Origin of the sequence: Apilactobacillus quenuiae (assembly GCF_002994005.1) — a bacterium.
GTDB lineage: Bacteria > Bacillota > Bacilli > Lactobacillales > Lactobacillaceae > Apilactobacillus > Apilactobacillus quenuiae.
Window position 1 is genome coordinate 326,916 of sequence record NZ_POSN01000002.1, and the last position, 12,848, is coordinate 339,763.

The 12,848-nt window shown below is 29.7% G+C and carries 14 protein-coding genes; 5 read left to right on the forward strand and 9 right to left on the reverse strand.

Annotated features, from left to right (window positions below; all coding sequences use genetic code 11):
* Window positions 1-131: 131 nt before the first annotated feature.
* Entirely contained in the window at window positions 132-1,118 is a 987-nt protein-coding gene (locus C7N44_RS04040) for a DUF805 domain-containing protein (RefSeq protein WP_105956615.1), read from the forward strand.
* Window positions 1,119-1,172: 54 nt separating this feature from the next.
* On the opposite strand, the gene C7N44_RS04045 is transcribed toward C7N44_RS04040, so the two are convergent.
* The gene (locus C7N44_RS04045; protein WP_105956616.1) at window positions 1,173-2,909 is read right to left on the reverse strand and encodes a DUF2075 domain-containing protein; all 1,737 of its coding nucleotides are present in this window, start codon (window positions 2,907-2,909) and stop codon (window positions 1,173-1,175) included.
* A gap of 40 nt (window positions 2,910-2,949) precedes the next feature.
* Between C7N44_RS04045 and C7N44_RS04050 the strand changes: the two genes are divergently transcribed.
* Window positions 2,950-3,258, forward strand: coding sequence for a MazG-like family protein (locus C7N44_RS04050; RefSeq protein WP_105956617.1), 309 nt, complete (start codon window positions 2,950-2,952; stop codon window positions 3,256-3,258).
* Between the two features lie 172 nt (window positions 3,259-3,430).
* Here the strand turns inward: C7N44_RS04050 and C7N44_RS04055 are convergent, their stop codons facing one another.
* Both C7N44_RS04055 and C7N44_RS04060 read right to left on the reverse strand, forming a co-directional pair.
* Entirely contained in the window at window positions 3,431-4,558 is a 1,128-nt protein-coding gene (locus C7N44_RS04055; protein WP_105956618.1) for an MrcB family domain-containing protein, read from the reverse strand.
* Window positions 4,559-4,584: 26 nt separating this feature from the next.
* Window positions 4,585-4,887, reverse strand: coding sequence for a DUF4190 domain-containing protein (locus tag C7N44_RS04060; protein WP_105956619.1), 303 nt, complete (start codon window positions 4,885-4,887; stop codon window positions 4,585-4,587).
* Window positions 4,888-4,981: 94 nt separating this feature from the next.
* On the opposite strand from C7N44_RS04060, the gene C7N44_RS04065 reads away from it, so the two are divergent.
* Window positions 4,982-5,308: a hypothetical protein gene (locus C7N44_RS04065; RefSeq protein ID WP_105956620.1), complete on the forward strand. Its 327-nt coding sequence runs from the start codon at window positions 4,982-4,984 to the stop codon at window positions 5,306-5,308.
* A gap of 69 nt (window positions 5,309-5,377) precedes the next feature.
* Here C7N44_RS04065 and C7N44_RS08070 read toward each other — a convergent pair whose 3' ends face one another.
* From C7N44_RS08070 to C7N44_RS04090, 6 genes are all read right to left on the reverse strand, one after another.
* Window positions 5,378-5,554 carry a hypothetical protein gene (locus tag C7N44_RS08070; RefSeq protein ID WP_167387285.1) on the reverse strand — a complete coding sequence of 59 codons (177 nt, stop codon included), beginning with the start codon at window positions 5,552-5,554 and terminating at the stop codon, window positions 5,378-5,380.
* Window positions 5,555-5,685: 131 nt separating this feature from the next.
* Window positions 5,686-6,102, reverse strand: coding sequence for an Hsp20/alpha crystallin family protein (locus C7N44_RS04070; protein WP_105956621.1), 417 nt, complete (start codon window positions 6,100-6,102; stop codon window positions 5,686-5,688).
* Between the two features lie 42 nt (window positions 6,103-6,144).
* Entirely contained in the window at window positions 6,145-6,570 is a 426-nt protein-coding gene (locus C7N44_RS04075) for an Hsp20/alpha crystallin family protein (RefSeq protein WP_105956622.1), read from the reverse strand.
* 208 nt (window positions 6,571-6,778) lie between these two features.
* Window positions 6,779-8,116: a GH25 family lysozyme gene (locus tag C7N44_RS04080; RefSeq protein ID WP_105956623.1), complete on the reverse strand. Its 1,338-nt coding sequence runs from the start codon at window positions 8,114-8,116 to the stop codon at window positions 6,779-6,781.
* Between the two features lie 117 nt (window positions 8,117-8,233).
* Window positions 8,234-9,535, reverse strand: a complete 1,302-nt coding sequence (locus C7N44_RS04085; protein ID WP_105956624.1) for a sensor histidine kinase — start codon at window positions 9,533-9,535, stop codon at window positions 8,234-8,236.
* Window positions 9,535-10,221 (reverse strand): response regulator transcription factor, encoded by a 687-nt coding sequence (locus tag C7N44_RS04090; RefSeq protein ID WP_105956625.1) that lies wholly within the window; start codon window positions 10,219-10,221, stop codon window positions 9,535-9,537. The genes C7N44_RS04085 and C7N44_RS04090 overlap by 1 nt, the downstream gene beginning before the upstream one ends.
* A 109-nt stretch (window positions 10,222-10,330) precedes the next feature.
* On the opposite strand from C7N44_RS04090, the gene C7N44_RS04095 reads away from it, so the two are divergent.
* Window positions 10,331-10,714 (forward strand): GtrA family protein, encoded by a 384-nt coding sequence (locus tag C7N44_RS04095; RefSeq protein ID WP_225362938.1) that lies wholly within the window; start codon window positions 10,331-10,333, stop codon window positions 10,712-10,714.
* Window positions 10,715-10,726: 12 nt separating this feature from the next.
* Window positions 10,727-12,832, forward strand: a complete 2,106-nt coding sequence (locus tag C7N44_RS04100) for an ArnT family glycosyltransferase (protein WP_105956627.1) — start codon at window positions 10,727-10,729, stop codon at window positions 12,830-12,832.
* Window positions 12,833-12,848 lie beyond the last annotated feature (16 nt).

The following is a 12,848-nucleotide window of genomic DNA, read 5'->3' on the forward strand; positions in this document are numbered from 1 at the left end:
CCACCTTAATCATTTTAAATTGGCATTTTTCAGTCAGTATCTTTACAATAGACTTACTGAGTTTTTAATCTAAAGTTAAGTAATAAAAACTATAATCTAAATAAATTATTAAATATGGAGTTATGTAAATTATGAATAATGAAGAAATGGAAAATCACAATTTAATTACCGCTTTCAAAAAAATGTGGTCCAACATGTTTTATATTGCAGGTAAAACTGAACGAGCTGATTTTTGGTTAGGCTATGTTACAGCAAGTATTATCGCCCTACTATTTTTTACAATTGTATTAGGGACTAATGGTAATATTTTCGCAATTATTTTATTCTCAATTGTCGGTGCTTTCCACCTAATTATGACATTCACTGCCGCTATTCGTCGGCTACATGATGCTAACTTTTCAGGGCATTTTTTATGGCTATTGTTAATTCCAATTTTTGGTGTTGTGATTGTTTTTGTTTTACTAATCACACCTACTTCTGATGAAAATCGGCATGCACCTTCTACTAAACCAGCTGGGGTCAAATGGGAAAGTAATATTTTAAACTGGATAATCATCATTGTGACTGCTTTAGCGTTATTTGGCATTAATGAACTTATTTTAAATGCAGATAATAGCTACAATAATAAAATAGATGTTACTAATACTTCTAATAATGATGATTCAAGTAGCAGTGATAGTAGCTCCTCATCTCAAAGTAGTAGTTCTTCATCTGAACCGAGTGAATCTAGTTCTAGTGAACAAAGCTCTTCATCTGAAGAATCAAGTGACAAGAGTGAATCATCTAATGATGACGAGGATAATCAAAAAGATCAAGATAGTGACAAAGATAAAGATAATCAAGACCAAGAAGATAAAGATTCAGCTAGTGAACAAAGCTCTTCATCTGAAGATAGTAATAAAGAAAATTCAGATGATAATGATGATCAAGATAAATCTAGTGATCAGTCTAATAACGATGATGATAAACAACAATCTGATGATCAAAAACAAGATAGTCAAAACAATGACCAAGCCAAAACTAACGATGATCAAAATAAACAACAAAGCCAAAATGAATCATCTGATCAGCAAAAAGCTGATGATAATAATGCAGCTAGTTCAAGTTCAGATAAATAAATATAATAAAAAATAATAATTTATAAAATAACGTATTTAATATAAAGTAGCAAATTATTTTGATCTTTTAAGAAGTTCTGCTCTTAATTGCTCATCAACAGCATATATATACAACCCACGTACTCCTCTTTTCATTAAAACATTCAATTCATTATTTAATAAACTTTTAGAAATATCCACTTTATCACCACTAGATAAGGTTCTTTGCTTTCTTGCATTTTTATTGTGACTAAATTCTGGATCATAAATTACTTTACCATTTCTAAATTTAACTGACGGTCCTATAATCAATCCACAATAATTTAAATCAAATCCTTGTATAGTAAATGTTGAACCAACTTCATCAATAGTTTGAGGCTGTTCAGCCCAAGAAAGTTTTTTATACTTTTTGGAAACTGGCAATTGTAAATTCCATGGTAATGAAAAACTTCCAATACTAACTTTCCAATAATCAGAATTTTTAGGCTTTTTATTTTTATATTCCCAGTCAAAAGTAGCAACAACTCTAGAAAGTCCATTTATTATATTCTCTTTTGCTTCATCATGATATTTAATTGCTCTATGTAACTCAGAAGGATCATTAAAAATTTTTATTTCATAATTTTTATCTTTAGGGATATTAAGAATTCTATTTTTTGATATGAAGTTCTCTATCCATTTAATTGTATTTTTATTAGCTTGCATTCTATTCTGCTGTTTTAGTCGTATTAGACTGTTGTTTTCTTTAGCAGTATTAATTATTTCGTTATACTGACTTTTTTCTATATATTCTTCATAAGTGAGAACTTGATTAGGATCAATAACAGCTACAACAATATTAGCTCTCTTAATAAGATCTTCTAGCTGATTTTTACCTCTATATGCTTGTTTCCCTTGTGTAAGTAACAAATGTGCTTCATCTATCATAAGCATATCAACTTTTTTGTCTTTTATATGGTGCTTATTTAAAAACTTAGTTGGCTTATTAACTATATCGTCACCAGCAATAGACTTTATACCTAATTTATAAGCAATATTTTTATAAACTTCTACTTGTTGATTATGATTAACTAGTAAGTAACTTTCTTTTGGAAAATTAGATTTATTAATTGAATTAATTTCAGTAAATAAAGAACTTAGTAATACAGTTTTACCTGTCCCAGCTGAACCCTCAACTACAATAAGATTATTTTTTTTATCATCTTTCATAGAATAACTCTCTTCAATTTTATTAATTATTTTATCCTTAGCATTTAACTGTTCATTTGTAAGTTTATGAAATGGTGAGGCTTTGAATATAGAAGAATTTCTTATGTCATCAATATCTGGAAATACATTAATATTATCTCTAGATAGTGCCTGCCACATATTAATAAAAATCTGTTGAAAATCCTGACTAGTATAATATAAATCTTGCCCATTAACTCTACGATTATTCAAATGGTCAATTGATTTATCGCTTAAAAGAAAGCGCATTAAGCCGTCCTCAATATCAAGGGTTAAAGACTTATTAAATTCCTTATGAGCAATGACTATAATTTTTGCACTATCAGATTTATTTAATTTGTTCCAGTCACCTCTTTTTGATTCATTTTTTAAATGTTCATTTGTTCTTCTTATAATATTATTTGTTTCGCCTACATATGCTTTAAATTTATTATTTTTAACTTTATCAATTATTATATATACTGTTGGGTATCTGGTTATGAATTTATTATTATTGTCAGATTTAATAATTTCATTATTAGTATTAATATTATAATTATATTGTTTAATAATAGGTGTATAAGAATTTTTTACCTTTTCGTTCATAATTAAAGACCTCACTCTTAAAATATTCAAGGAGAATTAAATGGAATATAAAGAAATTTTAGAACAATTACATAGCTTCGACAAAAAAAGAGGCTGGGACAAATATCATTCGCTCATAAAATTATCTAGAGCGTTAGGAATTGAATCATCGGAAGTAGAAAAAATATTTCTATGGAAAAGTACCGACAAAGATTTATCTAAAGAAGATATTGACAACTTAAAAATGGAAATAGCTGATGTTCTAATATATGCATTTTACATGTGTGACAAATTAAATGTAAACCCTAAGGATATTGTTCAAAAGAAACTAAATATCAATAAAAATAGACATTGGAAATTTGATGATTAAGATATAAAAAATAATTTCAATTAATATTTTCACTTTAATTATGATAATTTAATGATTATCAAAAAGATTGTCATATTATTCCTTTCAAAAATAAAAAACATCTTAACCAAAATAATGGTTGAGATGTTTTTGTTCATATATGTATAACATTTATTGTATCATATATATAAAATTATCGAATAGAAGCTTGATATTTTGTAGGATACAAATTTAACTTAGATTCAATATCTCCATCTATATAGAAATAATTCCAATCTCTTTTGTTAGCAAAATATACTCTTGCAATTACATATTGATAAGATATTTTTTTCATTGCTTTTAGTTCATTAGAAGTTATATAAAAATTTGAATTCTTATCGCCAGTAGTAGATTTAACTTCAACATACAGATCATTTCCCTTTTCATCAAAAGAGTGGATATCATATCCTAATCCATCACCTTGGGTAATGGAAACTTGTTCTACCTTGTTTGCTAAATCGCTCATTCTCAAACGATTTAACTTATTCTTTTCAACATCCATTATTTTTTGTTCACCTAAAAAACCAACTTTAGAATTTTCTTCTTCATTTGCTATATAATCTATATTTTTAGTTAAGTGCAAATATTTTTTATGTTTAATATCTGTATGAATATGAATATTATTATTTTCTTTGTCTAAATCATAAGATTCGTAATTTGAAGTAATTTTTAAAATATAATTAATTGAATTATCAACATCAGTAGGATCATACATAATTTGTTTTGTATCTCTTAAATACTCAATCATTGTAAGCAAATCTTTTAACATTCGATCATTATCTGGTAAATGACTTTTGCTATAAGAAAAATGATAAATAGCCCCTAGTTCATAACCTTTAGGTAGTTTAGCGTTGCTTTTCAAATCAATTAAATCATTTGATATTTTATTATCCTTACAACCCAATCTATGTTGAAAATACTTAGTAACTAACCTTATGTATTCATTTCCCTTAGTTTTAAATCTTTTATTATATCTTGTATATCCTTGCATTAAACACAAATAAGTCTTTTGCATATCAGCTGAAAACAAGTAAACAATATAAAATCCTTTTGTTGCAGATTTAGTAATATTAGTATCGAAAATACCAATCCAAGGAACTGTTGCCCAATTTCCTTTTCCTGGTGATCCAACGGTATAATAGTCCATCAACACATAATCAGGAACTATCTTATTAAGTCCATTTCTTAATATTTTTGCAATTTGATTATTAGCAAATTTTGTATTATTTTTATCGATTGGATATTCATCCATAACATACTCTATCAGAGATTTTAAATTCATATGTAAGCTCCTTAATCAAACATTCACTATTTAATAAAATAAATTATTTCAAAAGCAAAGACAATCATTGTCACAAAAACTATTGCACTGATGCATGAGATAATTGTACCTGCTATCGCTAAGCCTTTAGGCTTCCTAGATAATCCAATGATGGAAAAAATAATTCCCAATATCCAAAGAATAATGCTAGAAGGTGAAAAGATTGTAGCAAAAATTGCAACAATCGATAATACAAACCCAGCAGTTCCCATATTATTTGGTTCATTAACATCCGTGATTCTATTATTTTCAAATTCTTGGTGGTGATTTCTCTTTTCATTACTATCCATAATTAATCTCCTAAAACACTTATTATCTAAAATCATTTTAACTTAATTTAATCAAAGAAATATAGTAACATAGTTTAGAAAGGGGGTGAATAAAATGGATAATAAACTTTCAATTAATAAATATGCTGCAATATTCAATATTATTGCTATTATTTTACAAATTGCAGCAAGAGTTATGGCAACAACATCACATTCAATTTCAATTGGCGTTGCTGGAATTATCATTATAATTGTTGCATTAATCACAATAATTTTAAATATAATTGCATTAGTACAAGATAATAAAAATAACCTCTCAAAATCTGGTGCTATTTTAGGAATTATTGGTGGTGTCTTCTTATTTATTTTTGGATTGGTTGGATGGATTTTACTAATCATTTCAACTATTCAATTGTTTAATCAAAAGACTTCTAATAATTAGTTATTTAAAAATACCATGAAAAGGTAATTATTACCTTTTCATGGTATTTTTGATTTATATAACATTTTTTTAATGATTTTTATGATTAATACTTGTGACTAAACTAATAATTGCTTCTGCCAACATCCCTACTGCCATCATTTTCATTGCCAACATTTGAGACATCATATTATCACTAAAAGCAAAGTACAATAAGATTAAATAAAAAATCACAAAGCAAATTGAAATAATCCTAGAATTACACATAATCAAGCGCTCCTTATTTAACATCTACATATATTTTAGAACTATTATAAAGTAATAACAAGTATTGATAGCATAAAAAATAAGCTAACGAAAACTGAAACGTCTTCGCTAGCTCATTTAATTAATTATGATTAATCAATATTAATTTCATGTTTTGATTTATCTTTTGCTTCTTTTGGTAATGTAATCTTCAAAATTCCTCCATCATATGATGCTGAAATTTTATCATTTTCAACATTAGGTAGATAGAATGCACGGCTAACATTACTAGATGAACGTTCACTTCTAATCAATTGTCCATCCTTGTCTTTTTGATCTTTATTCAAATCATGAACAGCGTGAATACTTAAAGTATCATTACGATAGTCCAAGTCAATATCATTCTTCTTGAAACCAGGTAATTCAGCATTTACTTCAAAGCTATTATCATTTTCAATAACATCAGTCTTCATTTTAGAAGTATTAGCAAAGTTTTTACCAAAATCTCCAAAAAAGTTTTCCATTGGATCTAACATATCAAAAGCACCATTTCTTAATTCATTAGCCATAATACAATCCCCCTATATTTTTATATTTATTTAATTTTTTAATTAGTCAATATTAATCTTATGCTTGCTATTATCTTTTGCTTCTTTTGGTAATGTAATCTTCAAAATTCCCCCATCATATGATGCTGAAATTTTATCATTTTCAATACCAGGTAGATAGAATGAACGTGAAGTGTTACGTGCTGTACGTTCTTTTCTAATGACACGTCCTTCTTTATTATTATCTTCCTTCTTCAAATCGTGTGTTGCACGAATAGTTAAATTATCATTTTCGTAATCAATATGAATATTATCTTTTTTAAAGCCAGGTAATTCAGAGGTTACTACGTAATCATTTTGGTTTTCAGTAACGTCAGTTTTCATTTGATTACTAGCGATTGAATTGAAAAAGTTCTTACCAAAATCTCCAAAGAAATCATCGGTTGGTTCAAATACACCTAAATCACTATTTCTTAATTCATTAGCCATAATCAAAAACCCCTTTCAAAAGTCTTTATTATTTGTTGATTTGTTATTTCCTTATCAACAGTTTCTATATTAGTCAGTAATGGTCAGATAGTCAAGAGAAAAGTAGCACTCTTTTTAAAATAGTGCTAAAAAAGGTTGATAATCATTGATATAAAGGCATTTATAGCAATAAAAAAAGTAGTAATTTAAATTACTACTTTTTTAAATCTTATTTAAATGCACTTTGATAAATCCAACCAACTAATTTTCCATGATAATAAGCTTGATAATAATAACTATTCCAACCATCTTTATGAGCACGACGTGTAACTGTCATTTTCTTGTTAGCATAATCAGATCCATTAGCAGTTGTTACTGTGCTAGCAAAGCCACTATTATTAACATGGTTATGGAATGCTACTTTGGGATTACTTTTCATTACTTTAGTAGTTGAATATTTAGAATACTTAACATTAGGAACTAATGCATTTGTATTTACCCAACCCATAGCACGACCATTAGAATACATCCGATAGTAAGTTTTTCCATTAATAGTTGCGATGGAATTAATATACATACGTTTACGAATGTTTTCACTTACACTTGAAATGGCATAAGTTTTACCAATAAACTTATTATCACCAGGCACATGATTATAGAACTTATAGTTATAACCATTCTTAATGGTCATAGTTTTATTTTGTTGAACGTATTGTGTATTTCTTGTTTGTTGTTGTGATTGATTTGAATCATTATTTTGAGCTTGGTTTGATGAATTATCGTTATTTTGTGAATTATCATCATTACTTTGGTTATCATCTGATGGTTTTGAATCAGAAGTTGAATTATCTCCAATAAACCAATTAGCATCTTTTGAAGTTAATAAATTAGCATCAATGTTCTGACCTAAAGAATTAGAATAAAAGTTACTAGAGAATTGCCATAAGACATGTTCTCTACTTGGTTCTTGATTCTGATAAGCAGCAAGCCAATAACCATCATAGTTGCTCACAGCTGATGCAGCATGTGCTTGCATAAAGCTAACATAAGAATAGAATAAAATCTTACGTTGTCCAACTAATGGACGCAATGCATCAACCCAAGCCTTAGTAGCATTGTTAGTCCCACCAGACTTAACCGTTTGTGATTCGTAATCGTTTACATAGAATTTCGCATTAGGAGCACGGCGATATAAAGTTCTAGCTTCATCCGCAGCATCTGCTGGGCTTTCATATTGACTAAATGAATAAACTCCATATGGAACCCCATATTTTTCTAACAAGTCACGATTATGATTAAAGGTCTTATCATAATATTGACTACCATATTGCACTCTTAAAATGACAAATGGCACTTCACTCTTTAATTGTTGCACTTGTGCATCGGTGAAATTATGTTGCCATTCAGATAAATCATAAACTGTATTACTAGAATTTGCATCGCTAGCAGTTGCCGCATGGACATTATTTTTAATTGATCCAAAACTAATTGCTAGTAAAGCGGTGGCTACAATCGTTAATAAAACATTTTTTATTTTCATACACTGATAGTGAATATTATTCAACATAATACCCTATATCTTTTACACCTTCCTTCTATAAATAATTATTTATATTGTAACAAAGAGAGGCATCAAAATAGGTTAAATAGAGTTTAAATTTTCTTTACAAATATAACACCCACATTAGATACTAATACTAACAACAAAAACCGTGCCTGTTGGATGATTATCACGCACTAAGATTTTTCCATGATGCTGATTAACAATCCATTGTGCAATTGATAAACCTAAGCCATTTCCACCAGTTTTTGAATTCCTAGATTTATCGGTGCGGTAGAATCGCTCAAAGATATGTTTTTTATCAAAATCTGAAATACCACTACCAGTGTCTGAAACTGATATTTTCAGATTATTATGATTATTAGTAACCTTAATGTTTATACTGCCACCAATTGGTGTATATTTAATCGCATTATCCATTAAGATAACCATTAATTGTTTAATTAAATCACCATCTAAGCTCCCATTTCCGTTTACATTAATATCACTTAACAATATTTTTTCTTGACTATTAGTAATTTCAAAAAACGGTTGCACTATATGTTCAAAAAATGGCTTTAATTCCACACTTTGTTTCTTTGACTGAATGATATTTGAATCAGAACGGGCCAAAGTTAATAATCTTTGCGTTAAGATCTTCAAATGTTTTGATTCTTCTAGTGTTGTTGAAATCGGCTTAATTTGGTCAATAACTTTAGCATTCGGTTTTGTCAACAAAAACTCCATTTGATTCTGAATCACTGTTAATGGCGTTCTTAATTCATGCGCAGCATTTGAACTAAATTCTTTTTGTTTATGCCAGGCCTTCATCACTGGTTTCATACTAGATTTTGAAAGATAATATGCAATAAAAATTGCAATGATCCAAAAGAATATTAACGTGATAATTAAAGCTTCTACAAAACTATGCAATGCTAATAAATCAGCATCCACATTTTGTAGAATCAATACATAGTTTCCCGCATAGTCGGGATTAGCATTATACTTATCCACTTTTATCAATAATGATCGAAAATGCGTTGTAAAATCACTAGCTTTTAAAGTAACATCTTGAGCATCATTAATACTGTGTTTACTTAAAGTTATTTTATTTAATAAGCTGTAAGAACGTTGTCCTAACATATTTTTGTTTAAAATTTTACCATCTTTATTAAAAACAATGATGTTAGTTTGAAATGCAGCATTGTGATTAGGATTAAATGGTATAGGGTGATCTTGGGGTTGAACAGAAAGTGGTCCTTGATTCACATTTCTTTCAATTCGATGTTTTTGGCTATAAAGACCCGCATCAATATTAGAATAAATAGAATTTTGAAAGAAAAAATAAACAATAAATCCCAAAAGCGCAAACAAAATGGCGAAACCAATTAATTCTTTAATAAAGAACTTTAATTGTTGCTTGTGTTCTAAAACTTTTTCTTTCACTATTCAGCACCCTCTAGCATATAGCCCACGTTACGCAATGTTTTAATTGGATTTTCTCCTGAAATTTGTTTAATTTTCTTTCTTAAATTACTCATATAAACCTCAACTACTGTTAATGAGGTTTCTGATTCAAAGCCCCATAAACGATCAAAAATTTGATCTTTAGTAATGATGGTTGAAGGATTTTGTAAAAAATAAACCAATAAATCATATTCTTTACCATTTAATTGTAATTGCTGGTCTTTATATTCAACTTCATGCCGGTTAAACTCAACTGTAAATCCAGCATATTTTAATTGATTATTATTACCAATTCGACCTGCTCGTTTTAGTAAAGCTTTAACTCGCATCACTAATTCTTCACGGTGAAATGGTTTAGTTAAATAATCATCCGCACCTAGTTCAAAACCTCTAACTTTATCGCTTAAGGTATCTTTAGCAGTTAATATCAATACTGGCATATCAATTTCATCTACATTTCTCCAATGTTTCAAAATATCATAGCCACCAATTTCTGGAAGCATTAAATCTAAAATGGCAATATCATAAATACCATCTTTACCCAGCATTTGGCCTTCAAAACCATCATGGACAACTTTAGTTTTACCGATTGGTTTTAAAAATTGTTCCACACTATCTGCAAGTGCTTCATCATCTTCTACAATTAAAATATTTAAGTCTTCCATTTAAATACCTCCAAATTTTCTTTTTAAGTTTTCTTTATGATTAGTTTAAGTTTAGTTTATGTTGCTTAAATTATACTTAAAACATTCATATAGAAAGGAAATGGCCAATATGACATTATGGATTAAGCAATTTCTTAAGTTCGGTATCACTGGCTTAATTAATACCATTTTAACTTATATTATATATACATTATTATGGCAAATGACTTCTCCTACCATTGCGATAGCATTTGGATATGGCATCACTTCAATTATTGGCATAACGGTTAACAAACAATGGGTATTTAAGTCTAAAAATGATTTAAGCAAGCTTGCTTTTAGATACTATACAACTTATCTATTAACATGGCTATTGAGTGTTATGATCACTCATTTAATAAGTCATCAATCTACAATCAATGGACAAATTATTCCATTAATTGCTTTAATTATTACCATACCGATAAATTTTTGTTTAAGCAAATACTGGGTATTTTCTAATCATCAGAATTAAGGAGGAATAAGAATGAAAAAGAAAAATCGATCAAAAGCTAATCATTATAAATTTAATATCGATTGGATTTTAGCAATTATCTTAGCGATTGCATTAGTCCTATATGGATATGGGACTTGGAAAACCGGTTCTGCCAATGATTTTTATACTTCTGCGATTACTAGCATGACGCAAAGTTTTAAAAATTTTTGGTATGCCAGTTTTGATCCTGCTGGATACATTACGGTAGACAAACCACCAGTTGCTTTATGGTTTATGGCTATCTCAGCTAAAATATTTGGTGTCTCGAACTTTAGTGTCGTTTTACCTTCTGTTTTATTCGGCATTGGTTCCGTTTATTTAATGTATCGACTAGTAAAACCTAAATTTGGTACAAATGCTGGTCGCATTGCAGCATTTGTAATGACCACCACGCCAATTGTGGTTGCTGATTCCAGAACTAATAATATGGATGCTACATTAGTTTATTTCCTATTATTGTCATTATGGATGTTACAAAAAGCTGTCGACAGGAAAAATATTTTCTGGTTAATGGGCAGTTTTGCCTTAATTGGATTCTCTTTCAATATCAAAATGCTCCAAGCATTCATGATTGTGCCAGCAATACTGTTATTTTACTGGATCGCAAGTAAAAATAATTGGAAAAAAAAGATAGTCCATACCATGCTAGCAATGATTTCACTAACGATACTAACCCTTGCATGGCCTTTATCAGTGGATATGACATCAGCCAATAATCGTCCTTATGAAGGTGGCTCAGAACATAATTCAGTCATGGAATTAGCATTTGGATATAATGGAGCCCAAAGATTATTAGGCCAAACTACTGGTACTGGTGGAACATTTAAAGGGATGGGCAATCAAAAGTCTAAAAGTAACAATAATCAAGCTAATAAAAACCAACCTACTCCACCTAAGATGAACAAAAATAATCAACGAAAAGGTAATCTGAAAATGCCTGTTGGAAATAAACCTGCTGGGATGAAACATGGCGGTGCTCCAGGTGGAGGCGGTAGTATCTTTAATATTGGTACTGCCGGCCCTCTAAGACTATTTCAATCAGCGTTGGGGCCACAAATTAGTTGGCTGTTACCATTTGCGATTATTGGTATGATTGCAGCTTACATCGTATATGGTGATCCTAGAAGAAAATGGTATCAAACTACTGAAAAGCAAAATCAAATTGTGCTATGGACTGGTTGGTTAGTATTAGTAGGTGGTTTCTTCTCGGTCGCTAGTTTTTTCCATCCCTATTACACCATCATGTTAGCGCCCGCAATTGCCGCTTTAAGTGGGATTGGTTTAATGGGCATGTTAAAATCATTAAAATTATTTAATCGTAAAGATATTCGTTTTTACTTCTTACCACTTGCCATCACGATTACTTCAATGCTTCAAGCATGGTATGTATCAAGTTATTACTCATGGTTAGCAATTATCATTTTGATTATTGGAATTGCCGCTAGCTTGGGCATCGTATTTATCAAGTCTAAAAAGATTATGAAAAATATTATCATTGCCGGATTAATCACCATTTCAGTGGCTCCTAGTTTCTGGTCCATGACCCCTACAATTGCTAAAACTTCTGACGCCATTCCTAGTTCTGGTCCTGATTTGTTAAATCATAATGGCTATCAAGGTGGCATTGGCAATGGCTATGTAAATAATAAATTATTAAATTATTTACAAAAGCATCAGGGCAACGCCAAATATCTATTTGCTACTGCTGACTCAGGAACTGCGGCCCCTTATATCATTAAAACCAAGCAAGCGGTAATGGCTATGGGCGGTTTTAATGGTACTGACCCTGCAATGACTTTGTCTAAATTTAAACAACTAGTTAAGTCCGGCCAAGTTAAATACTATTTAGATGCTGGAAAAGCTGGTGCAATTAACAGTTCAATCGTTAATTGGATCAAAAAGCATGGTAAAAAAGTATCGGCAAAAGAATACGTTGGTACGTCTATTGCAAATAATCAACAAGTCAGCCCTAGTCGCATGAAAAAATCTGGTATTCCTAATCGAATGATGCCACAAAAAGTATCTAATCATCAGATGAATGGTGGTCCGCAAAGTTCAAGCGAAACATTGTATGACCTTTCAAGTGTTTATAAATAATTGTTGGGAGGTAAAA

What these genes read in the sequence shown, in the direction of transcription:
- C7N44_RS04095 (WP_225362938.1), top strand. Translation starts at nt 10,331, where the DNA reads ATGACATTATGGATTAAGCAATTTCTTAAGTTCGGTATCACTGGCTTA.
- C7N44_RS08070 (WP_167387285.1), bottom strand. Translation starts at nt 5,554, where the DNA reads ATGTGTAATTCTAGGATTATTTCAATTTGCTTTGTGATTTTTTATTTA.
- C7N44_RS04100 (WP_105956627.1), top strand. Translation starts at nt 10,727, where the DNA reads ATGAAAAAGAAAAATCGATCAAAAGCTAATCATTATAAATTTAATATC.
- C7N44_RS04050 (WP_105956617.1), top strand. Translation starts at nt 2,950, where the DNA reads ATGGAATATAAAGAAATTTTAGAACAATTACATAGCTTCGACAAAAAA.
- C7N44_RS04075 (WP_105956622.1), bottom strand. Translation starts at nt 6,570, where the DNA reads ATGGCTAATGAATTAAGAAATAGTGATTTAGGTGTATTTGAACCAACC.
- C7N44_RS04065 (WP_105956620.1), top strand. Translation starts at nt 4,982, where the DNA reads ATGGATAATAAACTTTCAATTAATAAATATGCTGCAATATTCAATATT.
- C7N44_RS04055 (WP_105956618.1), bottom strand. Translation starts at nt 4,558, where the DNA reads ATGAATTTAAAATCTCTGATAGAGTATGTTATGGATGAATATCCAATC.
- C7N44_RS04080 (WP_105956623.1), bottom strand. Translation starts at nt 8,116, where the DNA reads ATGTTGAATAATATTCACTATCAGTGTATGAAAATAAAAAATGTTTTA.
- C7N44_RS04045 (WP_105956616.1), bottom strand. Translation starts at nt 2,909, where the DNA reads ATGAACGAAAAGGTAAAAAATTCTTATACACCTATTATTAAACAATAT.
- C7N44_RS04070 (WP_105956621.1), bottom strand. Translation starts at nt 6,102, where the DNA reads ATGGCTAATGAATTAAGAAATGGTGCTTTTGATATGTTAGATCCAATG.
- C7N44_RS04060 (WP_105956619.1), bottom strand. Translation starts at nt 4,887, where the DNA reads ATGGATAGTAATGAAAAGAGAAATCACCACCAAGAATTTGAAAATAAT.
- C7N44_RS04040 (WP_105956615.1), top strand. Translation starts at nt 132, where the DNA reads ATGAATAATGAAGAAATGGAAAATCACAATTTAATTACCGCTTTCAAA.
- C7N44_RS04090 (WP_105956625.1), bottom strand. Translation starts at nt 10,221, where the DNA reads ATGGAAGACTTAAATATTTTAATTGTAGAAGATGATGAAGCACTTGCA.